18 protein-coding genes are annotated in these 26,770 nt (G+C 48.7%); 13 read left to right on the forward strand and 5 right to left on the reverse strand.

From position 1 onward, the window contains the following. Positions 1-5: 5 nt before the first annotated feature. Complete coding sequence (locus IC617_RS04250; RefSeq protein WP_191143744.1) at positions 6-1,418, forward strand: BNR repeat-containing protein; 1,413 nt, start codon at positions 6-8, stop codon at positions 1,416-1,418. 210 nt (positions 1,419-1,628) lie between these two features. Further along, the gene (gene aldA / locus IC617_RS04255; RefSeq protein WP_191143745.1) at positions 1,629-3,062 is read left to right on the forward strand and encodes an aldehyde dehydrogenase; all 1,434 of its coding nucleotides are present in this window, start codon (positions 1,629-1,631) and stop codon (positions 3,060-3,062) included. Positions 3,063-3,138: 76 nt separating this feature from the next. On the opposite strand, the gene IC617_RS04260 is transcribed toward aldA, so the two are convergent. Beyond that, entirely contained in the window at positions 3,139-5,304 is a 2,166-nt protein-coding gene (locus tag IC617_RS04260) for a hypothetical protein (protein ID WP_224745771.1), read from the reverse strand. 244 nt (positions 5,305-5,548) lie between these two features. Here IC617_RS04260 and IC617_RS04265 point away from each other — a divergent pair, with 244 nt between their 5' ends. The 11 genes from IC617_RS04265 (at position 5,549) to IC617_RS04315 (ending at position 20,283) form a co-directional block, all read left to right on the forward strand. Then, positions 5,549-6,697, forward strand: coding sequence for a hypothetical protein (locus tag IC617_RS04265; protein WP_191143746.1), 1,149 nt, complete (start codon positions 5,549-5,551; stop codon positions 6,695-6,697). A 90-nt stretch (positions 6,698-6,787) separates the two neighbouring features. After that, positions 6,788-8,230, forward strand: a complete 1,443-nt coding sequence (locus IC617_RS04270) for a sulfatase family protein (protein WP_369410356.1) — start codon at positions 6,788-6,790, stop codon at positions 8,228-8,230. A gap of 57 nt (positions 8,231-8,287) precedes the next feature. Further along, entirely contained in the window at positions 8,288-10,072 is a 1,785-nt protein-coding gene (locus tag IC617_RS04275) for a glycoside hydrolase family 43 protein (RefSeq protein WP_191143747.1), read from the forward strand. Positions 10,073-10,206: 134 nt separating this feature from the next. After that, a complete protein-coding gene (locus IC617_RS04280; RefSeq protein ID WP_224745772.1) occupies positions 10,207-11,997 on the forward strand; it encodes a sulfatase family protein in 1,791 nt (596 codons plus the stop codon). Positions 11,998-12,018: 21 nt separating this feature from the next. Continuing rightward, a complete protein-coding gene (locus IC617_RS04285) occupies positions 12,019-14,073 on the forward strand; it encodes a methyl-accepting chemotaxis protein (RefSeq protein WP_191143748.1) in 2,055 nt (684 codons plus the stop codon). A gap of 50 nt (positions 14,074-14,123) precedes the next feature. Then, positions 14,124-15,623: a sulfatase-like hydrolase/transferase gene (locus tag IC617_RS04290; protein ID WP_191143749.1), complete on the forward strand. Its 1,500-nt coding sequence runs from the start codon at positions 14,124-14,126 to the stop codon at positions 15,621-15,623. Between the two features lie 230 nt (positions 15,624-15,853). Then, on the forward strand, positions 15,854-17,887 hold the full coding sequence (locus IC617_RS04295) for a methyl-accepting chemotaxis protein (RefSeq protein WP_191143750.1): 2,034 nt from the start codon (positions 15,854-15,856) through the stop codon (positions 17,885-17,887). After that, a complete protein-coding gene (locus IC617_RS04300; protein WP_191143751.1) occupies positions 17,865-18,845 on the forward strand; it encodes an alpha/beta hydrolase in 981 nt (326 codons plus the stop codon). Before IC617_RS04295 ends, IC617_RS04300 begins: the two co-directional genes overlap by 23 nt. Positions 18,846-19,171: 326 nt before the next feature. After that, positions 19,172-19,444, forward strand: a complete 273-nt coding sequence (locus IC617_RS04305) for a hypothetical protein (RefSeq protein WP_191143752.1) — start codon at positions 19,172-19,174, stop codon at positions 19,442-19,444. A gap of 49 nt (positions 19,445-19,493) precedes the next feature. Beyond that, a complete protein-coding gene (locus tag IC617_RS04310; protein WP_191143753.1) occupies positions 19,494-19,946 on the forward strand; it encodes a hypothetical protein in 453 nt (150 codons plus the stop codon). A 130-nt stretch (positions 19,947-20,076) separates the two neighbouring features. Then, on the forward strand, positions 20,077-20,283 hold the full coding sequence (locus IC617_RS04315; RefSeq protein ID WP_191143754.1) for a PLDc N-terminal domain-containing protein: 207 nt from the start codon (positions 20,077-20,079) through the stop codon (positions 20,281-20,283). Between the two features lie 53 nt (positions 20,284-20,336). Here IC617_RS04315 and IC617_RS04320 read toward each other — a convergent pair whose 3' ends face one another. The 4 genes from IC617_RS04320 to IC617_RS04335 all read right to left on the reverse strand — a co-directional run bounded on the left by IC617_RS04320 (position 20,337) and on the right by IC617_RS04335 (position 26,669). Next, positions 20,337-21,428, reverse strand: coding sequence for a TonB family protein (locus tag IC617_RS04320; protein ID WP_191143755.1), 1,092 nt, complete (start codon positions 21,426-21,428; stop codon positions 20,337-20,339). Positions 21,429-21,515: 87 nt separating this feature from the next. Beyond that, the gene (locus IC617_RS04325; RefSeq protein WP_369410357.1) at positions 21,516-23,096 is read right to left on the reverse strand and encodes an arylsulfatase; all 1,581 of its coding nucleotides are present in this window, start codon (positions 23,094-23,096) and stop codon (positions 21,516-21,518) included. Positions 23,097-23,132: 36 nt separating this feature from the next. Beyond that, positions 23,133-24,596 carry a sulfatase gene (locus IC617_RS04330; RefSeq protein ID WP_369410358.1) on the reverse strand — a complete coding sequence of 488 codons (1,464 nt, stop codon included), beginning with the start codon at positions 24,594-24,596 and terminating at the stop codon, positions 23,133-23,135. A 42-nt stretch (positions 24,597-24,638) separates the two neighbouring features. Then, on the reverse strand, positions 24,639-26,669 hold the full coding sequence (locus tag IC617_RS04335; RefSeq protein WP_191143757.1) for a methyl-accepting chemotaxis protein: 2,031 nt from the start codon (positions 26,667-26,669) through the stop codon (positions 24,639-24,641). Positions 26,670-26,770 lie beyond the last annotated feature (101 nt).

Genomic DNA, 26,770 nt, shown 5'->3' on the forward strand with positions numbered 1-26,770 from the left:
TAGAAGTGACATCTAACAATAGTATTTTTCAGCCACGCTTATTAGCCCGCGCCTTATGTCTTTCCGGGTTGGTTCTTGCGTTGCAAGCCTGTGCAACGCAAACACCACAGGCAAATGCTTCTCAGGCCGAGCAACCAGCCGATGCCATTAAAACCATTGCCATTGACCATGTGTGGTCAGGACACCGCATCAAACCGCATTTACTAACCCGCGGCGAACATCAATTTGTCAGCTACTTCGATGCCAATCGACAAATGACCATTGCCCACCGAATTGGTTCGGCGCCTTGGCGTTACTACAAAGTCGACAGTTGGTTAGGCTGGGATAGTCACAACTATGTCACGCTAGAAATTGATTCCGCCGGCCACATTCACGTCATGGGCAACATGCATGCCGATCCGATGGAATACTTCCGCAGCCGCAAACCATACGATGTTCGCACCCTAGAGCGTGTATCCGTAATGGTCGATGAAACGCTTGAGCAACGCATGACCTACCCGATTTTCATGGTCAACAAAAATGGCGAGTTGCTGGTGAAATATCGTGATGGTGGCAGTGGCAACGGTAACGAGATTTACAACATTTACGACACCAATACGAAGAGCTGGTCGCGCTTGCACAGTAACCAATTTCTCGATGGTGAAGGCAAAATGAGTGGCTATTTTGAAGGCCCTACCCTTGGACCTGACGGCTATTTCCATTTGATTTGGGTATGGCGCAACACGCCAAGTGCTGACACCAATCACAGCCTGTCTTATGCCCGCAGCGCTGACTTGGTCTCGTGGCAAGATTCCAATGGCAAACCGCTGGCGCTGCCGTTAACGCTGGCTACGACTGAAGTCGTTGATCCGGTGCCACCGAAAGGCGGCATGATTAATGGCAACGTTAAAATTGGCTTCGATCAAGACCAAAAACCAATCATCTCGTACCACAAGTATGACGCCGACGGTAATACTCAAATGCACGTTATTCGACGTGAAGAGAATGGCTGGCATGGTGTTCAGATCAGTGATTGGCAAGGCTTCCGCTGGGACTTTTCCGGTGGCGGTTCACTTGGCCGATTTGCGGTAAAACCCGAAGCACCTGAAGTGCTTGCAGACGGCAACATCGGTGTACTGGTGAGACGCCATGATGATGTCATGCGTTTTGTTTTAGATAGTGAAACGCTCGCCACCCTGCGCGTTGAAAAGGCCGATCTCTACCCGCCGCAGCTCGAAGCAAAAACGGCTGCAGCCAATCACTACATCAGCAAAGCCGCCGATACCAAACTTGAACATCATGTGTTCAAAGGCCAAGGCGACAAAGGACTGCAGGGACAATCTTACTATTTGTCATGGCAAAGCCAGCCGGGTAACCGAGACCGGGCACACGCCAAAATCACCGAGCCGAGCGTTTTACTTCTTCACGAAGTGAAATAAACGCCAATTTTTAAATCAAATATAACGAAAGAGTTGCCTGAAACCGACAGAATATCGTTCAGGCAACTCAATTAACGGCCGCATCATAAAATAAATAGCGGCAGAAAGAATTTACAGAACATCAAATTAATAATTATTAACAAACAGCAAATTGGGACAATTCAATTAACTAACTGACCATTTTGCAAACCCTAAACAGGAGAGTAATACGTGAGCGACATCCAGCACTACAGTAATTTTATTAATGGATCTTTTACTGAAAGCCCGAAACGAATTGAAGTGTTTAACCCAGCAACTGAAACGCTGATTTCAACGATTCCAGAATCAACCAGCGATGATTTGGACAATGCCTTAGAAGCCGCCACATTAGCGAAACGCGAATGGGCAGCGACTCCGGCCATCGAGCGTGCCCAGTACCTGCGCGCAATTGCCAACAAGGTGCGTGACAACAAAGATCGCCTAGCCCGAATCATTAGTGAAGAGCAAGGTAAAACCCTCGATTTGGCCACGGTTGAAGTGCAATTCACCGCCGATTACATCGATTACATGTCAGAGTGGGCGCGTCGCATTGAAGGTGAAATCATCACCAGTGACCGTAAAGGCGAGAACATCTTGTTGTTCCGCAAGCCGATTGGTGTGGTTGCAGGCATCTTGCCATGGAACTTCCCGTTCTTCTTGATCGCCCGAAAAATGGCGCCTGCATTAGTTACCGGTAACACCATTGTTATCAAGCCAAGTGAAGAAACACCAAATAACTGTTTTGAGTTTGCCAAACTGGTTGCTGAGACAGATTTGCCTGACGGCGTATTTAACGTTGTTTCTGGTCGCGGCGACATCGGTGCTGCACTTTCTGGTAGCCCGAAGGTCGACATGATCAGCTTCACTGGTAGCGTCAAAACGGGTGAAAACATCATGGCGACAGCGGCACCAAACATCACCAAACTAAACTTAGAGTTGGGTGGTAAGGCGCCAGCTATCGTATTGGACGATGCCGATCTTGGCCTCGCGGTTAAAGCGATTCGCGACTCGCGCGTGATTAACTCGGGTCAGGTGTGTAACTGTGCCGAGCGCGTTTATGTTCAGCGCGGCGTCGCAGAAGAATTTATCGCTCGGATCACCAAAGAAATGGAAGCCACTCGTTATGGTAACCCGTTGGTCGACAGCGACATTGAAATGGGCCCATTGGTCAACAAACAAGGTTTGGACAAGGTGCATGCATCGGTTGAAAAAGCCATTGCCCAAGGTGCCAAACTCGAGTGTGGTGGTAAGCCGGCTGACGTTGATGTTGGTCACTACTTCTTGCCAACGGTTCTCAGCGGTTGTGACCACACCATGGACATTATGAAGCAAGAAACCTTTGGTCCGGTATTGCCAATTCAGGTGGTTGATTCACTCGACGAAGCCATTCGTTACTCAAACGCCTGTGAATACGGCCTGACCTCTTCGATTTACACCAAAGATCTGTCAAAAGCACTTCACGCGGTGAAAATGCTGGAGTTCGGCGAAACCTACATCAACCGTGAAAACTTCGAAGCGATGCAAGGTTTCCACGCTGGTGTGCGTAAATCAGGTATCGGTGGTGCCGATGGTAAGCACGGCCTGTACGAATTCCTCAGCACGCAAGTGGTTTACTTGCAGTCATAACGAATTGGTTGCAATAAAAAAGCTTGGCCATATGGCCAAGCTTTTTTGTTTGAGGAAACGGTGGTTTCGCTACATGCTAAAGCGGTAACAAGCGCTTTATATCTTGCGGCGTTGCATTGTTATTGCCGCCCTGATCGGCGCCAGTGATCCACCAATACACCATGCCCGCATCGGAGCAATCAAACTTGTTGGTTTGAAAATCAACCATGCCATCGCGCTCGGCGTAAGCCAGCATTTCCCAAATATAGGCAATTCCCGGTAATTCGTGGTTTTCAGCCCAATCCCAATCCGACATTGGTGTTTGCAAGCCAACGTTCTGATCGCCAATTTGATGCTCGGTCACGCCAAAGTCCAAGATTTGCTGCCAGGTAAAGAAATAGCCGCTATCGTCATTGGCTGGGTGGTGTGAGACCACATGCACATGAGGGATCGCCTTTGGGTTGGCCTGCTGCAGCGCATAACCGATCAGATCCGGCTCACCGGCTTCAATAATCCACAGCGGATCGTCAGCCGTTGAGGCATCAATGGCATCGACTAGATCTTGCGTGGCTTGCTGTTGCTGGGTGCGGCAGTTGTAGTAATCGCGCAGATTTTTGAACGGGCCAAAATACTCAATGCTCTTACCGCTCAGTTCATCAAGCACTTGTTGGCGGGTCACCTCACTGACCGCGTCAATTTGTTGTTTACCCTTGTTTTGCGACGGGTCCAAATCACACGAATGCGACAAATGAACCAGTCGGTCGCTTAACTTGGCCTTTTGCAGCATGGCAAACATGATTGGCGTTGCGCCGATATCATCGGGATCTGGCGAGTTACCATCGGCAACCACAGCCAACCGGCCAGCTGGCGCATTCACCACATCGAGCGCCACATCCGTGACATAGTTATCCCAAAAGGCGTGCACTGAATTGGCCTGATGATTCAACTCCAATGTCCACCAAGTCTCAACCAAATCCGAAAAATCAACGCCACCGGCTGGTATCGATGAATACTTTGCTTTGTGGTCGCCTTTACCGAAATTGCTTTGGGCGACGATTTGCTCGGCGGTTTGCCATAATTCACGGGCCTTCGCTTTGGAATTATTCGGACTCGTTGCCGCAGCTAACCATTTAGTGTCCTGATCGACGAACATTGGCGTCAGTGGCCCACGACGATTATTGCGATCAAACTTGCGCTTCGGCTTATTACCATCTTCAATGGCGCGGTAATCCGTGTTGGCCTTGACGTAATCAAGTTTGCTAGCCGTTGACTTTTGTTCGTTCCAAGCGCTGTGCTGAATCACAATGACATTGGTTTTGATCAAAGCCGCATCGACACCTTGGGCAGCTAACAACTGCAGCCAGTCATAAGTAAAGTCCGACTGACCGGCCTCCTGAACCCACACTTTGCCACCTTTAGCCAATACTGAACTGACTTGTTTGGCGGTACGCTTCACCGATGCCTGCCAATCTTGTTTGGCATCAGTCCAGCCTTTGTTTTCTGCAGCAAAAGCTAATTTGAGTAACGGATTCGGATTAATATATTGGCCTTGCTGAACACCCACCGTACCGGCGACTGCGTAACTCTTGATGTCGCTAAATTGTGGCGCCGCTAGCAGCGAGCCCAGCGCAGCAATGGTGTGAATATCATCAGCATCAGGCTTCGAATCAAACTGCGCGAGTAACAAATCATTGCTGCGATCGAAGCTTGCACGCTCTGGCCCTTGGTTGGCACTCAGCTTGAATTCCAGTTGCTGCCATCGGCCCCGCGCCCATGCGGTGCCCTCGCCTTCGGGAATTTGCCGATTTGTTTTGGCCATCGATTCAATGCCAATCTTATCGCCTTTGCTCAATGCAACCCGATGCCAGGTATGGGTTTCTGGTTTTAAATCTTGTTTTGAGCCGGGGCCAATATATGAGGCACGGTAAATCTTGATCGCTTTACCATTGTGCATCAGGCGGTAATTGGGCTCGCCATCTTCTTCGGTTAACACCGTAATGGTGATGTCGTAGAGCCCGGTTTCACCATCAAACTCACGCCAAGCCTGAGCATACATATTGCGGTAATCGAGCTTTCTGGCATCGATGCCCAACGCATCATTGCGCTGATCGACATAGTACGGCACCTGCCCAGCATCAATCACAGTAAAGTCAGCAGTTGCATCCCAGACCAGGGTGGGATCTGCGGCAGTTTGCGCCGCTTGGACAGCAACGCTTAACGGCAACGCTGCGCATATCAAAGTGGAAATATATTTATTCATCATCTCGGTGGTTACTTCATCGGTCTGGCTAAAACAGGTTGCTTGGATTTAAACGGCTGCCACTACCATTTATTGCGCGCAAATCAATCACAACCAATCACATAAAATCCATCTTATGGCGTAAAAAACCAAATATAAATAACATTATTGACTATTTGTGACCGGTGTTGATTGTTGGATTAACCCGTTTGTTACATAATCGCCATCATTCGAAATTTCTTTTAGTTTGCAAAGGGAAACGGAGTTGATGGCTAAGTTGTCAATCCATGCGCTGAGTATGGCTTTATCAGGCGTCGCAATGTCGAGTGCAGTTGTCGCAGCGCCAACCCATCATATTGAACAAAATGGCTCCGTTGTCATTGAAGCAGAACATTTCGCCAGTCAGCATCTCGATGCGAAACGCCGCTGGTTAGTGTTTGATCATCAATCAATCCCGCATCCCTATGCCGATGCCGATCCAATCCATTCGGAGCAAGCGAGCAATGGTGCTTATATTGAATTATTGCCCGATACCCGCGTCAATCACCACGAAACCTTAATTCTTGGTGAAAACTTCTCTGCCGAGCCAGGCCAAGTGGCCGTGCTCAGTTATCCGGTTTACTTTGCCAACCCAGGTAAATACTACGTTTGGGCTCGCGCCTTTAGTACTGGTAGCGAAGATAACGGGCTCCATATTGGCCTGAATGGTCAGTGGCCCGAGTCAGGCCAACGACTGCAATTATGCGATGGCAAAGATCAGTGGACTTGGTCATCGGCCCAGCGGGTGCCCGATAATCATTGTGGCGAACCACACACCATTAGCGTTCAGATAGAAACTGCTGGTGTTCACAATGTCATGCTGTCGATGCGAGAAGATGGCTTTGAACTCGACAAACTCATACTCAGTAATGATGCCAATTTCACCCCCGAGGGTGTGGCAACAGCCGAAACCTTATCGGTTCGACCTGCCCTGCCTAAGAAGCAATTATTACGAGCGATTGATAGCTACAAACGTGCGCTGTTTGCCAGCTCGGATTTTGATCAAGTTGCGTCGCAGCTGATTAGCAATAGCGACAAGCAACAGATTGCCGTCGATACCACAAGCGCCAGCAACTTAGATAAATTTCACTCTGTCAGCCTGCAAATCGGCCGCAAAGACACCGGTCACTATCCACTGACTTTAGTAACCCTGAGCGAAGGCCAAGCGCAATCACGCTATCTGGTCAAACTAAACGACACCGTCATTGGTGAGTTTACCAATCCGAAAACGGCATCAGTTGGCGCCGAATTGTACTTCCATATACCGGCTGTAACGCTTAACGAAGGGGATCGTCTAGAGGTGGCATCAATGGCCCGCTCCGACCAACCTTCAGCCAGTCAGGGACGGTGGCGCGCATTGGTTGTCGTGCCGCATTAATTCTTTTTCGAACTTGTTACTTAGACTTTAATAATGACAGCTAACTCAAATCAATTAGATGCTTGCAGACTGACCAAGATGGTAAAGCCGGTGACAGCCGTTATCGCAGCGGTGCTCTTTACCGGCATGTTATCTGCCTGCAAACCGACCGATTCCAAGGTTGAAACGGTGAACCAAGTGGCGCCCGAGCGCCCTAATATTTTGTTTATTCTGGCCGACGATCATCGTTGGGATTTAGTGGGTAAGTACCATCCCATTATTAAGACGCCTAACCTAGATACCCTTGCCAGCAAAGGTACGGTATTCAAGAACACCTTCGTCACCACCCCAATTTGTGCCTCTAGCCGCATTAGTATTTTGACTGGGCTGACTGAGCGCACCCATGACTACACCTTCCAGCAACCGGCCACCGGCGTTCAAGAGTCGGCCGCTATGTATCCTGCAATGCTGAAACAAGCAGGCTACCGCAGCGCATTTGTGGGCAAATACGAAATCAAAATGTCCGGCGATGACAGTGATCGGTTTGACTTCTTTAAACCGCTGCTGCAAGCCAAAACCGAGCAATATGAAGGGCAAGAGTTGCCACAAACCTACTACATTGCCGAACTCGCCAAAGACTTTATTGAACAGAATAAAGAAGGCAAACAGCCATGGACCATGTCGGTCAACTTTTGGAATCCCCATGCTCACGATCGTGATCAGCAAAACCAGTATCACTACCCAGCAGAGTTTGAAAGCTGGTATGAGGATGTGACCATTCCGGCGGCGAAATTATCTGACGATGCCAGTTTTGCCAACCTGCCCCAATTCCTTCGCGAGTCGATCGCGCGCGACCGTTGGCAATATCGGTTTGGCAATGAGGCAACCTACCAAAAAATGACCAAGCGTCATTATCGTGCAATCAGCAGTGTCGACCGAGCAGTCGGTATGATCTATCAAGCGCTCGAACAAACCGGTCAAGCTGACAACACCATCATCATTTATACCGGCGATAACGGTTATGCCATGAACGAACGGCAGCTTGCTGGTAAGTGGTTTGGTTGGGAGGAAGATCTTCGGGTGCCGCTGATCATTTACGATCCGCGCCAACCTCAGGACAATCAAGAAATTGCCCAGATGGCGCTCAATATTGATATTGCGCCAACCATTTTGGCGCTCGCGGGCGTCGACATTCCCCAGACTTATCAGGGCAAGAGCTTACTGCCACTACTCGACAATGAAGATACCGAATGGCGCGGCGAATTTTTCTTTGAGCACATGTATCAGCCCAAGCGCGCCCTAATTCCACCCATCGTTGGTGTTCGCACGGATAAGTGGAAGTACATCCACTTTTACAAACATGACCACCAGCAATTGTATGACTTGCAGAACGATCCGGAAGAAGCTGTCAATCTGGCGACCGATCCGGCCTATCAGCAGGTTGTCAGCGACCTCGCGGCGCGCACCTTAAGTTACATCGAGCGTTATGAAGCGCAGCGTAGCGATGAGGTCAAAGCCCGCGGTCGCTATAAAAATGAATTGATTGCGCAATAGCGCACGACGAGTAACTCAGACAACGACAACAAAAGGTTCCAGTTAGGATCAGTGACTATGAAGTTAACCACACAATTGACTTGTTTAGCCGTTGCAATCGGCTTAGCCGGCTGTGCCAATCAGGCCGAAAAAGAGCAACAAAGCGCGGAAATCATAGCGCCTGCCAAAACGGGTAGTTTTGGTGATCAGGGCGATGGCACTTATATCAACCCGATTTTAAATGCCGATTACCCCGATTCAGACATCGAGCAAGTGGGTGATACCTATTACATGATCACCTCGAAACAGCACATGTCACCGGGCATGCCGATCCTCGAATCAAAAGACATGGTCAACTGGACCAATGTGGGCCACGCCTTTCCAAAGCTATCGTGGGCACCTGAGTACAACTGGGACCGGATGAATGGTTACTCCTTCGGTACTTGGGCGGGTGATATCGCCTATCACGAAGGCAAATGGTACATCTATCAAATTGACTACCAACATGGCTTGATGGTGACCATGGCTGACGACATTCGCGGCCCGTGGAGTGAACCTATCATGATGTTGCCAAAAGCCGATGTATTGGATGATCCGGCGGTATTTTGGGACAAAGAAACCGGCAAAGCTTACGTCATCATCAACACCGGCAATAAGCAACGAGGCCCAGAAAACACCATTCCTGGCAACGAAAACCGCATTTATGAAATGAGCTGGGACGGTACCAAAATCCTTGATGAAGGCAAATTGGTCTACACCGGCATGGGCGCTGAAGCAGCCAAAATCTACAAGATTGACGGCACTTGGTACATCTTCATGGCGCAATGGACCATGGGAGATATGTCCACCAAGCCGGGCGTGAAGAACCCTAAAAACGACCGTAAGCAGTTAGTGCTGCGCTCCAAAGACAGTATTTACGGCCCTTATGAAGTGAAAACTGTGCTGGAAAAAGGCTCGGTATTTAACAACCGAAGCGCCAGCCAAGGTGGCCTCATGACGGCGCCGGATGGTTCTTGGTGGTACATGCACCAGTTGATCCAAAACGATGACATTCCATTCCAAGGTCGCCCGCAATGTTTGGAGCCAGTAACTTGGGTTGATGGTTGGCCAATCATTGGTGTTGACGAAGACAATGATGGCATTGGTGAGCCAGTTGCGAGCTACAAGAAGCCAATTAACGGCTACCCAATCACTGCACCGGGATCTGACGATGACTTTTCATCAACCAAACTCGGATCTCAGTGGGAATGGAACCACAACCCACGTGATAGCCACTGGTCGCTGACCGAACGCCCAGGCTGGTTGCGCTTAAAAGCCAGTAAGGTATTACCGAACAACAGTAACCATGGCCCGAAAATCAACGAGTGGACCAACAATGATGGTTCCGACGGTGATTTCTGGCGCGCGCCAAACACCCTCAGCCAGCGCATGATGGGTATTACCACCGGCACCGCCGTGGCTAAGTTTGATATTTCTGGCATGCAACCCAATCAACTCGCCGGTTTTGTTCGCTACGGTGGCGTCTTTAACTTGCTGGGTGTCCAGGTTGACGATAACGGCAAGAAAAACTTGTTCTACATGAACAAGATGAGCGAGAAAATCGTTGGCCCAGAAATCACTGGCGATGATTTGTATGTGCGCACATCAAATGCCAGAGACCAAGCCACTTACGAATACAGCTTTGATGGCAAAGTATTCAAGGCCTTTGGTCCAACCTTCACCATTGCCTTCGGTAAATGGACCGGTGACCGTTTAGGGTTCTTCTCGTGGAATGAGAAAACGGACGATAACGCCGGTTACATTGATGTCGACTGGTTCACTTACGACTATGACGGCCCGAAAGCCGCGGTAGTCGCTAAGTAACGCGACGTGGGCTAACCATGAACGCAGGCTCTGAATCCGTCCTATTGGTTCGGAGCCTGTGAGCAACTCATCAAAAAAGCCCGCAACCAACTATTTGAACTTAGCGTTCAAGCAGCCTGCAACGAGTGGTCATCATGGCGAATAACAGTCGAATCAGAGCGGCGCTAATCAGCCTTTTCACAATGCTCGGTTGTTGTGCTCAGACCCAGCAAATCAAGGTTGCCGAGCAACCGCTGCAACTTGACGCCAAGCCCAACATTTTATGGCTTGTGGTTGAGGACATGAGCCCAATTTTGGCTGCTTACGGTGATAACACCATCGCCACCCCAAACATTAGCCAACTGGCATCGCAAGGTGTCACCTATACCAATGTTTATTCCACTTCCGGCGTCTGTGCGCCAAGCCGCGCTGCTCTAGCGATGGGCATGTACCCGTCGTCATTTGGTGCCAATCACATGCGCACCACTTCCAATACCGAGCAAACCGGCCTACCGAAATACGAAGCAGTGCCGCCTGCCTCAGCCAAAATGCTCAGTCAGTACATGCGCGAGCAAGGTTATTACACCACCAATAACCTGAAAACCGATTATCAATTCAAAGCGCCCAAAGCAGCCTGGCATGAGAATGGCCCCTACGCCCATTGGCGTCATCGCCCAGCAGGACAACCGTTCTTCGCGGTGGTTAACTTCACCACCACGCACGAGTCGGGCCTATTCGAGCCTTATGGCTTCCGCAAGATTGAATCGCGCCATTATTTTTCTGATGATGCCGAACGAATCGCCAAATTGCCGCAGCATCATTCGATTAAAACGAAAGAAAGTGAGACGGCAGTTCATCTCGCCAAAGACAGTGAATTTGACATTCCACCTTACCTCCCCGACACCCCATTGGTGCGGCGCGATATGTGGAAGATGTACAACAATCTGGCCGAAACCGACCGTCAAATCGGGGCGGTGTTGCAACAGCTGAAAGGCGATGGCTTGTACGACAGCACCATCATTGTGTTCTATGCTGACCATGGCGGGCCGCTGCCAAGGCAAAAGCGGCTGATCTACGACAGCGGACTAAAAGTGCCGATGATTATTCGCTACCCACAGGCGCAACTGGCTGGCTCACGAGATGACCAGTTGATCAGTTTTGTCGACTTTGCGCCAACCACCATGGCGTTGGCTGGATTAGCGGTGCCCGAGCATATGCAGGGTATTAACTTTTTATCAGCCCAAGCGAGTCCCAGAGAATACATTCACGCAGCGGCGGATCGGTTTGATGAAGTCACCGATGTTATCCGCGCCGTCAAAGACCAACGCTTTAAGTACATTCGCAACTATCGCCCAGAGCAAGGTTACTACTTGCCGTTAGCCTATCGCGAGCGGATCCCAACCATGCAAGAGCTGCTGCGACTCAAAGCTCAAGGCAAGCTGACGCCTGCGCAAGCCCAATGGTTTCGCCAACAAAAACCGGTTGAAGAACTATTTAATACCGCGACCGATCGCCATGAACTGAACAATCTTGCTGATCATCCCGACTATCAAGACAAGCTTGCTGAACTTCGTGGCGAGCTCAATCGTTGGCTAAACGCCATTAATGACCAACCCGAATTACCTGAGCGCGCCCTGATCCAACAGTTGTGGCAAGACCGCGACGCACAGCCGGTGACCGCTCCTGCACAACTACAAAGGCAAGGCGACAAGCTGCATTTATCGAGTGCCACTGACGGCGCATCGATTGCCTACCGATTTAATGTTGATGGCCAGTCCCCTGCAAACTGGCAGCTTTACCAGACGCCGTTTAAGGCCCCGGCGTCAGGCCAGTTACAAGTTATTAGCCATCGCATCGGTTATCTCGAAAGTGATCTTGTCACCTTTGATTTGGCCACGCTTCAGCTCGCTAAAGCAACCCATGCTCTCAATACCAATAAGCAATAAACTAAATAACAAGAGGTAGTTATGAATTTCATCAACCATATCAGCGTGAAAAAACGCATTATGTTTTTGGTATTCATACCGTTAGTGTCAACGCTATTTTTTGCCATTGAACGCTATCAAAATGCCAGCGCCGAGCTGCAAAACGTCCAGCACTTAGAAGTGTTGCAACAGTATATTGGTGTTGTCTCGCCACTCACCTCGGCACTGCAACAAGAGCGCTTGTATTCAAAACTCTATATGGGCCCTGGCGGTCCAGAAGACCCAATTGGCAAAGAGTTTTTGCCTAATGTGCTACAAAGCAGAAAAGCGGTTGATCAAGCGCTGGCTGATTACCAGCAGTTTGTTGGTCAGCGTGAATTGCTCAGTATTTTCCCAGGTTTGCTCAATGACATCGACCAAGTTGCCGAGAGCATGATCAACTTCAGTGACATGCGTTTGAACGTGGATCGCCGGCTGAAAAAATCAGCCGCTAAACCAGGCGCTTCGGGCAAGTATTTTTGGACCTTTTTAACCTTCAACAAAATTGTCGGAGCGCTGATCAAGAGTTCTGATGAAGTGGTGATCCTCGCCAGTAACGATCCGAAACTGTCGCTATTGGCAAACTCCTATAAAAACCTCACCCAAGGCCAAGATACCGTAATGTTGCAGATCCTTGCTGTGCATTCGGCAATTACCCGTGGCCTGCTCACCACCACCTTTGGCGACATCATGCAGTATCGCCAGCTTGAAGACACTTACCTCAATAACTTTGGGATCTACGCGCCAACCGATTTAAAGCAATATGTCTCCGAGCAATTGACTCAAACCGAATCATTCAAGTTCTCTAAAGCCAAGTATCAGGAAATTAGAAAGCAGATCAATTCGCTGATTGGTAAACAATTGCCCCTTGATGAACGCGAATGGCTTGGCATCGGCCACGACATGAGCAACGGCTATCAAGCAGTCATCGACGAAACCCTGAGCCAAATCGAGCAGACCAAAAACGACCTATATAGTGCAGCCAATAGCGCGGTGTGGAACACCATTATTGTGCTAGTTGTGCTGTTGCTGATTCTGGTGGCTGTATCAACGGTGATCATCAACAGTATTAACCGACCGCTAAAACAACTGATCCGAGATTTAGCGCAACTGGCTGAAAGCAAAGACATGACCCTGCGTAGCAAAATCGAGGGCCGTAACGAACTCAGTCAAGTTGGCGAAGCCTTTAACGGCTTGATTGAGACCTTCGAACAGACCTTGTTTTCGGTGCGCGAGAAAGTCAACGCGATGGACGACATCACCCACGACGTATCCATCTCAGTCGGTGAATCAATGGCATCCATTGAGAGCCAGCGTGCGTCAACCAATAGCATTTCCGTTGCGGTGAACGAGATGACTGCAACGATTCATGAAGTCGCGACCATGTCCAACAATACCTCCGATGCAGTGGTTCGTGCCCACGATTTATCGGTCGATAGCGAACAAGGCGCGATGCTGTCGAAAGATCGGATGGACCAACTATTTCAAGAGTTGGGCGATACCAGTCAGTTAGTCGACAAACTGAATAATGAAGCCAGTCAAATCAGTAATATTCTGCAGGTGATCCGCGGCATCTCTGAGCAAACCAACCTGCTGGCATTAAACGCCGCCATTGAAGCGGCTCGTGCTGGCGAATCTGGTCGCGGTTTTGCCGTGGTTGCCGATGAAGTGCGGGAACTATCCAAACGCACCCATGATTCTACCGACCAAATTCAGGCGCAAATTGAAGCCTTAATCGGTGGCGCGGCTCGCGCCTCGCAAAAAATGGCGGTGCTGCAAAACAACTGTCAGGAAACGGTTGATGTGGTGCAGTCCAGCTCTGATGCCTTTATTACCATCAAATCAGAACTGAATCAGATCACCGATATGGCCAGCCAAATCGCTGTCGCCGCCGAAGAACAAACCAATGTTGCAGATGAAATCAATCAACGGATCCACGGCATCAAAGACGATTCCGATGCACTGCAACGGCAAGGCGCGGCAACCGGAGAAGCAACCAAAGATTTGCTTCGCGGTGGCCAAGAGCTGAAAGAAAAAATCAGCGTATTTAACTTCTAATACGCTTGCCATTGCGCATAACAAATTAGTTATAAATTCAGGGAACAGTGATGAACACCAAAGTAAGTACGCTTGGTTTGCTGGTCGCGGCGGTGCTCGCCGCAGCAGGCTGCGCCACGCAGTCAAACCAATCGGCGTCAGCAGATGACCAAGCACAGCAGCCATTACAGCAACAAGCACCGAATATCGTTTTTATCTACACCGATGATCAGGCGCCATGGGCGCTGGGCTATTCAGGCAACCCACAAGCGCTAACACCAAATCTTGATAAGTTAGCCGAGCAAGGCATGTACTTTCCTAATTCGTACACCACCACGCCAGTCTGTAGCCCTGCCCGCGCCGGTTTGCTGACCTCTCAGTATGGCTACGAACACGGCATCGACGATTGGATTAATACCAAAGCCAAAACCCTGACCGGCCATCAGCCTGATTTGGGTATTGAGCCGGAATATGAAACCTGGCCAGAAATCCTCCAGCAAGCCGGTTACACCACAGGACTCATTGGTAAATGGCACATCGGCTATCAAGAGCGGCATCACCCCAAACATCATGGCTATGATGAATTCGTCGGTTTTGTTGGCGGTGGCACCAGCCCCGATAACCCGCACTTGGATGTTAACGGCACCGAAATACACGAGCAGGGCCTCACGGTTGATATTTTGACCCGCTACGCGGTTGATTTTGTCCGACGCCACCAAGACGACAAGTTTGTGCTGTCACTCCATTACCGCGCGCCCCACTATAAATTTTTGCCGGTGGCGCCAGAAGACGAAGCGCCCTACTTGGCCATGGATATCAAACTGCCCCATCCAGACTACCCCGATCTAAACAAGACTCGCGCAGTCAAATTAATGCGCGAATACCTATCGAGCGTTCGCGGCATCGACCGCAATGTCGGTATCTTGATGGCAGAGTTGCAGCAACTTGGCCTCAGCGACAATACCGTGGTGGTGTTCACCTCAGACCATGGTTACAACATTGCCCACAACGGAATTTGGCACAAAGGCAACGGCTTTTGGTTGCTCAATCAAAAAACCAAAGGCACCGCTAATGTGCCAAGCGGCCAGCGCCCCAATCTGTATGACAACAGCATTAAAGTACCCACCATCGTGCGCTGGCCTGCGGTCGTGAAGCCGGGCACCGTGAACCCATCGACCCTATCGAATCTTGACTGGTTCCCAACGTTAGTGGATTTAGGCCAAGGCCAAGCATCGGCCGATAACATTGTCCGTGGTCAGAGCTATGTGCCGGTATTGCGCGACCCGAAACAAGTGCTATCGACTGATTATTACGCCGCCTACTCCACTCAGCATCAATCAGTCACCGATATGCGGATGTATAGCGACGGTCAGTACAAACTGGTTAAAGACTTCAAAAACCCGGAGCGCGATGAGCTGTTTGACTTGGTCAATGACCCAGAAGAAACAACCAATATCATCGACACCGAGGACGCCAAACTAGTCGCTGTGATCCGCCAATTTGAGCAGATCATCCACGACAAAATGGTGGCGACTAATGACCCGTTGCTCGGCCGTATGAGTGCAAATTAGAGACGAGTTCACAAATCACAGTCTGTCAGTTTGTAAAATTGAGCGGTTCTGACAGTATTTGATGGTGGATTGATTAACGAAGCAATAACATCCAAGCGCTCCCTGTGTGGAGCGCTGTTGATGACAAAATGAGGGAGCATTTAGGGCTGAGCAGTCTGTTTATCTCGATTTCAAAATGGCATTGATATCGCAATGAACAATAGTGATTCGTAGAATAATAAGAGAGCAGCATGAAAATAATTAACGAAATCAATATTAAAACAAGAATTATAATTTTGGTTGTGATCCCCCTAATTGTTACATTAGGTTTAGCCATTGAACGTTATAAAAATGCCCAACAAGTTCTCGATAACGTAGAGAAATTAGAACTCCTTCAAGAGTATGTTCAACATTTATCCCCCCTCGTCTCTAGCTTGCAAAACGAATTTCTCTATAGCTACTTGTATGTCCATGCAGACAAAGACAACCAGCAAACTTCGCAATATCTAAAGCAACAATTACGTCCAACTCGCTTACCCGTCGACCAAGCATTAAAAAATTATATCAACTACATTGACAATACTGAGGCGCTGACACAGTTTCCCAAGCTGGTTAATAGCTTTGATAATTTGAGAAAGTGGTTTTCTCGGTTGTCAGCCGTTCGTAGCCTTGTTGATCAAGGTCAGATGAGAGACGGTAAACTCTGGTCTGCCCCTAGCCTGCGGGTGATGATTATCGACCTTATCGAAACGTCTAAATCTGTAGTGGTTTTGTCGAGTACCAATGCAGAGTTATCTTTGCTATCTAACGCTTATCAAAATTTAATTAGCGCTAAAAACACGTCAATCGTGCAAATTAGTAATATTTACGTTGCCATTGATAAACCAATGGTTGCCAGTAATTTTGGCAAGATTGTCAAATACCAAACTGAACTCGGCAATTTTTTAGGCAATTTCACCACCTACGCACCGCCTGAACTTGTTGAGTTCTATACCAATCAACTTCAGAGCAGATCTTATTTTAAGCAGCTGAATGACATTCAAGAGTCCGTTCGAAAAAAAGCTGACAAGGCCATTGGCGTCAATATCGACCTTAACTCAGAAAAGTGGTTACAAGATGGTGATCAATTAATTGCTTCATTCGAAGACGTTGTTCAGAAAACATTAGCAACGATCAACCACACCAAAAATCAGTTGCATAATGATGCCAACCAAGCCCTCAATTTTACCTTGGCATTAATTGTCGGGCTAATTGCAGCGCTCGCTTTCATTTCCATTAAGATTATTACCAGCATCAATACGCCTATTCAGCAATTAATGAACGATTTGACCCTACTGGCGAACTCCAAAGACATGTCGCTGAGAAGTAACCTAGAGGGCAATAACGAGCTCACCCTAGTCGGCAAAGCGTTTAATTCATTAACTGAAGCGTTTGAGTCGACCTTATCAAAAGTACGCAATCAGATTGTTTCGATCACTCAATCGAGCGAGGACGTTTCCGCAGCGATGGCGGAGTCAATGAAACTGATTGAAAGCCAGAAATCAGCGACTGACAGCATTTCAGTTGCGATTAATGAAATGACCGCGACCATCCATGAAGTCTCCAGAATGTCGTCCTCCACCTCTGACACAGTACAAAGAGCGTATGACTTATCGGTGTCCAGTGAAAAGGATGCCCAAGTCAGTAAAGCAAGCATGGATGCGCTGTTTCATGAGCTGGGAGAAACCAGCAACTTAGTGGCAAATCTCAACGACGAAGCAGACCAAATCAGCAACATATTGCAGGTCATTCAAGGTATTTCTGAACAAACGAACTTGTTGGCGCTGAATGCTGCGATTGAAGCGGCACGCGCGGGCGACGCAGGTAGAGGGTTTGCCGTAGTTGCCGATGAAGTCCGTGTACTATCAAAGCGTACCCAAGACTCAGCCGAGCAAATTCATGCTCAGATTGAGACGTTAACTAACGGTGCCGCATTAGCATCGAAAAAAATGCAAGAGCTGCAAGCCAGTGGCCATGACACCGCAGCAAACGTACAAAACAGTACGCAGGCTTTTTTGACGATCACAAAAGAGCTCGATCAAATCACCGATATGGCCAACCAAATTGCCGTTGCATCGGAGGAGCAAACCAATGTTGCTGATGAGATCAATGCGCGCATTCATACCATCAAAGACGATGCAGATAACATGAGGGCGAAAGGACAAAGCACCTTGCGCTCAACCAATGATTTGCTCACCAGTGGCGCCGAATTAAAGCAAGACATTGAAGTATTCTCGTTTAAGTAGTCTGGGCGTCAACTTAACCAGTTCATGCGGAGTCACAATGATACGATTTAGCGCGAGCATGTTCTGCGTTTTGTTTGCCCTTGCTTGTATTAGCTTCAGTGTTCACGCAAAAAAGGAGTCTTCACAGACACCGCCAATAACCCTTGAGAATGTGAGTTACGGTGGCCATAAAAACCAGATATTTGATTTCTGGAAGGCTGATGTGAACGAGCCCGCTCCGCTGGCCATTTATATTCACGGTGGCGGTTTTAAAGGCGGGTCTCACGATAAGGTCTGGGGCAATTACGTCAAGCGTTTCCTTGAGGCCGGCGTTCATCATATTTCTATCGAATATCGTTTCCTGCGACATGCTGAGTTTCCTGCGCCCCATCAAGATGTTCAGCGTGCGCTGCAGTTCATTCGCAGCAAGGCCAATGAGTGGGGAATCGATAAACGTCGCATCGCCGCTTATGGTGGTTCGGCTGGGGGGCAACTGGTGACATATCTGGCTTGGCATGACGATTTAGCCAATCCGCAAAGCGATGACCCAATCGCCCGAGAATCAACACGTCTAACAGCCGTTGCCGCAAAGGGCGTTCAATCGACCATGGATCTGAATTGGTGGCTTGAAAACCTTCCTGGTTACGATAAGTCTTTTCACAAGGACTATTGGCGCAGCGGAAGTCCAATGTCAACGCCACAAGCGCGCAAGCTAATTGATAAGCTTTCGGTTATCAACCTCATCAGCGCAGATGATCCCCCTACGCTATTGATCTATAAATCAAACCCAGATGACCCAATTCCTAACAAAAGTCCTAAAGCGCTGAAAAGCTGGGTGACTCACCATGTCAATTTTGGCATCGCCCTTGAAAACAAGCTCAAAGCCAACGGTGTGGAGGTTCACCTCGATTACCCTAAAAAACGGTCTACCTTCGGCGATGATATTCCAGCGTTTTTGTTGCATCACCTCAAAAAGTAAGTAGCTGGATTCAGCGCTGCCAAAGTCTGTATCGGTCAGGCCTTATTGGGACAAACCGGCACTGAATTGGAAACGTAGATTTTTAAGTGCGAATTTATTTTTATCTTTATGATTTGACGCACGATTTTTAGAGAACGGTGTGTTTAAATACATCCAGATAAATCGTCATTCTCACTTTCCACACCAAGGACTGGTTCGAAAGCTGCGCTCCGGCATTCCTTTCCCCCCTTGTTCTTGATGGAAAAGTCAGGAATAAATCAATCACTGATTGAACCGCGAAATCCGCACTTGCAGAAATAACACTTTTGAGTACTACAAGGAAAAATATGGCCAGTAAAGAAGATTTACCTGATTGGGTAGAGGCTGCTCTAAAACACTACGGTGGGGGAGCTCGGCTAGTAGACGTTGCCAAATATATTTGGGAGTATCACGAATCAGAGCTTAGGACATCCGGAGATCTGTTTTATAAGTGGCAGTACGATATGCGCTGGGCTGCTAATCAATTGCGCCGCACTGGAAAAATGAAAGCAGCAGATGTTTCTCCAACCGGTGTGTGGGAGCTTGCAAAACACACCGCCAGTGTCGAATCATGCACTTAACAAATTGCTGCACCTGACACATACTGCGGAGGGCAAGGCGTTATGCATCTTGAGCCAAGATATGAAGTACGAAATAACTCTACCAATTCATGAAGATCTAGGTGGCTATAAAAGCCTCTCTTATGTTGATCCTGAAAGTTCTAAATCGTGTCGAGATTCTCTAGAGCTTATGGCTACGTATTTTCGTAGAGAGTGCAAATATGATCACCTGCAATATGAAAGTAGCTGCCATCATCAAAAATTTACTGGTGTATTGTTTTTTGAAAAGGCGATGGACTTAGTAAAAGAAATCGACCATTACCCAAACAGGGTAATCGGCGGTGCAGGCTTCTTGGAGCAGTCTGGTGGATATACCCTAGATTGGATCTGGATTCACCCATTCTCCAGAAACAGAGGAAATCTCAGAAAACACTGGCCAAAACTAAAAGAAAAATTTGGTGAATTTAATCTCTCCCATCCAATTTCTGCACAAATGGCTAGGTTCCTAGAGAAAAATGCATAACAAGGCCAAGCACAATCGCACGCAAAAAGACGCGGTCTGGGGCTCGCTTTCGCGAGGCCTGTGTTGGCCGCGTCATCCTCACAGCAACTAACATTAACTTCCCAAGATCACTAATAAGGAGAGAGATAAAATGGAATTTTTATTTATTGTTTGTTTAGGCATTCTTGTGTTCTGTATTTGGCTTTACCCAATAGTGAGGATTGCCAAATCAGATAGAACAGAAGGCGTCGAAAAAATTGCTTGGGTGCTTGTCACTGCCTTTTTGTTTTGGTTTGCGTGGGTGCTTTATTTGTTTCTTGCACCCATCGACAACCAAAAAAAGCAGACGCAGCACTGAAAATCTGATTATTAAACCCGATGGTAATAGCTACCATCGGGTATTTTTATTCGTCAATTGTGCCTTTTGAAGTCTAATCGAACATTAAGCTTTTCAGATTTAACCGCTTTGCCATCAACAAACTTAGGTGCATAACGCCATTTTGCTAACGCGTCTTTCGATGGCTTCTCGAACAGTCGATTGCTGCTCTCAACTACGTCAATATCCTCGACATTGCCGGTTGGAGAAATTGTAAAGCTCAATGCCACCCAACCATCGATCCCCTTATCGAGTGCCTTGCGCGGATACCTCGGCTGGACTCGGTATAAAGGTTGATGCCGTTGGTTTGGCTTCCAAGGTGTAATTTTTCCTAGCGCAACAACGTGCTCAGTGGCCTCATCAGAGTCGCCCATTTTTTCTAAGGTAGACACTAAAAACGCCCGAGTACTGAGCTCATATTTATGATTGCGACCATCCTCCGATATAAAACCGAGTAACGCTTGCTCGAAATATTGTTTGGCCTCATAGAAACTGCGCTGTCGTAACGATGACTTGCCCATGTTGAATGCGGCAATGCCAAGCCGATAGTCATTTTCTGGTAATTGTTCCTTATAAATATCGTAGCTTGACTGATACCACTCACCCGCCGTTTGCGCATCGCCAATCTTGCCATAGGTATCGGCTATCACCTGCGCTATGTAGGCCTGAGTCAAAGAGCCCTGCTCAACTTTTTTATTGATGACTTCAAGGCCACTGATCACCGACTGCAAGTATTGGCGCTTCTCTTTGGGCCGTGCCGCAACGATGGCTTGTTTATAGTAAATATAAGGTTCAATGAGCTTTTCGCTGTCTTGGCCATAAATTGTTTTATAGCCTTCAATGACATACTGAAACAACTCGACTCGTTTACGGGCACTTTTGCGATTGTTTTCCTCAACTAAAGACACCGCCCAATTGAGCGCCAAGACATAGCTGGTTTTCGCTTTTTCCCCATATTTTTCAATGCCTAGCTCATAAGCAATCTTTCCGTACTTGATGCGCTCAGAAAGATTGTTCGCTTGATAGGCTTGATTGAATTTTTGGTAGGCCTGTGAAAACGTCAAATCCGATTGCGAATAGGCATTTACACTAGCCAACAATGTCAAAAATAAAATGATTACTCTCATATCCATCCCTAGAAAATACTGTACACACAGCTTTAAAAATCAAACAAGATCAATGCACTAGCGCACCACGCATTGCGGCTCTGGGCGCTATTTGTTGTTAGTTCCTTTGCTACTTACTTTGTTGCCGCGAAAATCGAAGTTCCATTCGTCCATAAATGACCGCGTGCGCGACTGGTCCATCAACCGAGCCGCTTGTTTAACAATTTTCGGATATTGACTGGCCACGTTGTTGCTTTCAGACGGATCATCTTTCAAGTTGTACAGTTCAATCGCTGTCACCTTGTCGCTGTTCTTCGGATAGAACCGCACGGCTTTCCAATCACCATGCTGCTCGTCTTTGATCCGCACCGCTTGCGAGTGAAAACCATTGGGGCGATGAAACTCCCAGTAAAGGCTTTGGTGCTGCGGTTGCTCGCCTTGCCCCATCAGGGTTGGCAAAAACGAGATGCCGCTGGTTTTTGCGCTTAGTTCGACGTTGGCCAAATCGGCCAGAGTTGGCAACACATCCCAAAACGCAGAGACATGATCGGTGCGTTGCCCTTGAGCGACTTTTCCGGGCCAGCGGGCAATGGTCGGCATACGAATACCGCCTTCATACAAATCGCGTTTAACGCCTCTGAATTGGCCGTTACTGTCGAAGAACTCCAGATCGGCCCCACCCTCTGGGCTTGGGCCATTGTCACTGGTGAAGATGATTAGCGTGTTGTCATCCAGATCGAGTTCTTTCAGTAACGCCGTCAACTGGCCAATACCTTTATCGATATGGGTGATCATGGCAGCTCGAGCCGCCCGAGGTCGCCGTTGCGGCAGGTATTTTGAGTCCACACCATACGGTGTTTCTTCAAACTCATACTGATCGATTTCATCTTCGGGCGCTTGCAGTGCAGCGTGCGGCGCAGCGTAAGCCAAATACAAAAAGAACGGTTGGTCTTTATGCTCTTTGACATAGCGCAGCGCATCTTGGGTTAAGCGCTCCTGAGCAAAATCTTCTCGCAAGTAGGCTTGGTAGCTTTTCGGATCATGCGGATCAACGCCCGCGGGCAACGCCTGATGAACGTCGAGCCATTCGTTATCGAGTGCAAACCACTCTTCGTTGCGCCACAGGTGCGTTGGGTAATGGTTGTGGGCTTGCTTTTGGTCCATGTAGCCAAAGAAGTAGTCAAAGCCTTGCTTGGTCGGCATACCATAAGAACCCGGCCCGCCAAGTCCCCACTTGCCAATCAACGCGGTGTGATAACCGGCTTGTTTCATGACCGTTGCTAGCGTAGTGGTGCCCGGCTTTAATGGCAGCTGGCCAAACTCGCCCTCATCGGTAAAGTCGCCCAACTCATAATTACCGCGAATTTGGCTATGACCTGAATGTAACCCGGTCATCAGTGAGGCGCGCGAAGGGGCGCAAACCGTATTGCCTGCGTAATGCTGAGTAAAGGTCAGCCCTTCATCCGCCAGTTGCTGCAAATTGGGCGTGCGAATCTTTTCCTGACCGTATGGTTCGATGTCTCCGATCCCCATGTCATCGACAATAATGTAAATCACATTGGGTTTGTTGCTGGTTGCCTGTGCAGTTGGCTGGTCAGCACCTTGCTGCGTTGCACAACCACTGAGGCCGATCAGACATGCGGCGGAAACCAAGCTGGCGACAAGGCTTTGTTGAACATTATTTAACACGGTCAAATTCTCCGGGAGTTAGCTGGCAAAATGCGCTTATTTGCGGCTCGGTTTAAGCAGTTTTTGCGCCGTTAGTTTGGCGGTAAACTCGGCATCATATTTAGGATTGAGCTGGGTCGGCACCGGCGCATCAACGGCCTCGCGCCACTGCTGCAATTCGGCTTTAAGCCGTGTTACCACATCCGGTAAATGGCCGGCCAAATTAACGTGCTCACCGAGGTCGTTTTCAAGGTCATACAGCTCGTAGCTGTCATCTTCAAAGTAATGATGTAGCTTCCATTTGCCCTGTCGCATGGTGGAGCCGGGGCGCGTCCGGAACAATGGATCTTTGCTTTGGTCGGCTTTGGGGTTGTATGCCTGTAAGTAAATGGGGAAATGCCAATACAGGTTGCGCTCAGCGATGGCTTGTTGCTCAAACCATAAGCCCGATAAATCAACGCCATCGAGCACTTGGTTGCTGACATCAGCCCCGATGAGGTTGGCAAGCGTCGGATAAAAGTCGGCATTGATTACTGGCGTATTATCGATGCGCGGCATCACTTGTTTCGGCCATGACACCACAAGAGGTACCCGCGTGCCGCCTTCGTAATAGCCACCTTTACCACCGCGAAGCGGATCCTGATAAGCAATCGATCGAATACCACCGTTGTCGGACGTAAAGATCACTAAGGTGTTTTGCAATAAGGCTTGCTGATCGAGGTGACGCACGATGCGGCCGATATTAATGTCCATCAGCTCAACCATGGCGGCGTAAGTTGCGTGGCGCTCGTTGCGAACTCGCGGGTGACTCAAATACTTTTGCTTCACGGAGTCGATTGCCTGCAACGGCGTGTGCACCGTGTAGTAAGGCACGTAAGCAAAAAATGGCTGGCTCTTGACCTTGCCAATCCACGATAGCAACTCGGACGTAATGCGGTTGGGTAGATACTCGCCTTCTGGGCCATTTTCCAGAAACGGCAGATCGTATGGGCTGAAATAGGACTTTGGATGGCCCTTTAAGTGGCCTGCCACGTTGTGGTCAAACCCCTGTGTTTTGGCATCTTCACCCAAGTGCCATTTACCAAATGAGCCGGTGGTGTAGCCTGCTGACTTAAAGGTTTCAGCTAGCGTGACAATCTCATCAGCAAGAATATCGGTGTTCGGCTCGGGGATCAGCTTGCGGGTTTTGTCATTGCCCCGCGCCGACGGCGACACGGTATACACACCATGGCGAGGCGAATATTGACCACTCATCAACACCGCCCGACTCGGCGCACAGTTGGCCGCCCCTGCATAAGCATCGGTAAAGGCAATGCCCTTGGCGGCTAAGGCATCAATATTCGGAGTTTGAAAAACGCCCGTGTGATCGTTGTAGCCAACATCGGCCCAGCCCAAATCATCCACTACAATCAGCACCACGTTAGGCGGCTGGGTTGTGGCAATGGCATAACTGGTCAGCAAAGTCGTGACCAATAAACTCGATAGACGGCTTACCTGCCGTTTGATGTTGGCGACTCGCACTGAATTGCCTCCCTTGGTTAGCTATGTTGGTAATGGACTATTTTAAAAATTAAATTCTTCAATGTTGCTGCGCAGCTCTTTGCCGCTTTCCAGCAAGGTACGCGTGGAGCCTAAGGTGTTAGCCCCCTGCTCATACATGCCTTTGGAATCGTCTTTAATGCTGTGAATGCGCTGATTAATTTCATCTGCCACATTGGTTTGCTGCTGCGCCGCGACGGCAATTTGATCGGCCATATCAGTAATTTGGCTGAGCTGACTCTTAATAGTGACAAAAGCCTCGGTGCTCTTTTCAACCACTTGCACCGCATCATTACCATTTTGCTGCAGTTCAACCATCCGCTCAGACGCTGCTGCTGCACCACTAATCAAGGCTTCAATTTGCTGTTGGATTTGTTCGGTTGATTCTTGGGTGCGCTGCGAAAGCTCTCGCACTTCATCGGCAACCACGGCGAATCCGCGGCCTTTCTCGCCGGCTCTGGCGGCTTCAATTGCCGCGTTCAAGGCCAGCAGGTTGGTTTGCTCGGAAATGCCTTTAATCACCTGCAAAATATTGCTGATCTGATTCGCTTCCTGATTGAGATTGGCAACAATCTGGCTGGTGTCACCAAGCTCGGCAAACAACTGATCCATGGCTTGTTTCGACTGAGTGGCATCATGCTCACTGCTGATCGACAGATCATGAGCTTTTTTTACTGTGTCAGAGGTGGCAAGGGACATTTTCGAGACCTCATAGATGGTTGAGGTCATTTCGTTAATCGCCACCGAAATGGTGTTGGTCGCTTCTTTTTGGCTATCAATCAGCTTCATTGAATCCTGCATCGCTGATGACACATTCATGGTGGTGCCGTCCATTGACACGATTTTATTGCGCACTGCTGACAGGGTTTGCTCAAAGCTTTCGATAAGGGAATTGACGGCGCTGCCAACCACGGTTAATTCGTTTTTGCCCTTTAAATCGCTGCGCAAACGCATGTCTTTGGTGCTCGCCAGTGAGCTGAGTACTTCAACTAACTGGTCCAGTGGCTTGTTAATACTGGCGATAATTTTCGAACTCACTGCCAGCAACACCAATAGCAATACGACAATGGAAACCACGGTGTTGAAGGATTCATTCTGCGCTTGTTCAAGAATTTCGTTCTTCGAACGCCCCAATTCAGCTAGTACTTCCAAGGCAATTTTTTCATAACCGTGGTTAATCGCTTGGCCGGTTTGCAGCCAATGTGATTCGCCGACCGGTAATTTTTCACCCACCTTACTGTGGCCATTTTTGACCAGGTCTTTGTAGAGGGCTCGTGCTTGCTGGTAGAAATACTGATCGCCCAATTGGCGCTTGTAGGTGTCGATGGTTTGCTCAAGCGCAAAGCCCATAAATGCGTCGGTATACATTTCCTCAGCCAGAATTAACTTGCTGATAATGGCAAAGCCATTGACCGTCATCGGCTGGTACACCGCTTCATAAGACACGGCATTGAGAATTAACGCATAGTGCTTGGCATGCATTAAGTTTTCATAGGCATTGGCCAATTGCGATAAGCGCCGATCGCCGCCAGCAAGTAACACCACTTCATGGGTACTCGCCAGCAAATCAAAGCCGATGGTGCGCACGACATTAATGGTGTAAATCTTTTCTGAAGGTTTCTGCGGATTAGGGAAATTGCGGATCCGCTGATCAGCCTTGCGACGAATGGACGGCAATATTTTGATCGATGATTTGATATCGATGACATTCGTTAACAGGGTTGGAAAAGCGTTGAATTTCTCGGTATTCAAGACATAGGCGTTGAACGCATGTAACGCTTTATCAACGGCAATGCGGCTGTTTTGCATCTGCCGTTTAAAATCGAGTTTTGAGCCGACATACATCTTGGTGTACATGTGCTCTTGCTGGATTGCCGAGATCAACGGCGTTGCCAGCGAAATATAATCATGCAATATGGTCAGTTGCTCAGCACTGGCGACCTTTTCATTCGCGCGCTGATAGCGCTCTAGCGCAAAAAACAAGGTCGCTATCAGTGGGATCAACACCAAAATGATGATGCGCGTTTTAATTCTTACTTGGTTGATTGCATTCATATAAATCGACTAATCAGTTCCAACAACAGTACTCAAACAACTTCTGCGCCTGAGCTAACTACACATAACGCAAACCAGCGGCAGGCTTGGCCTACCCCGGT

Source organism: Neiella litorisoli (assembly GCF_014773395.1).
In the GTDB taxonomy this organism is placed as follows: Bacteria; Pseudomonadota; Gammaproteobacteria; order Enterobacterales; family Neiellaceae; genus Neiella; species Neiella litorisoli.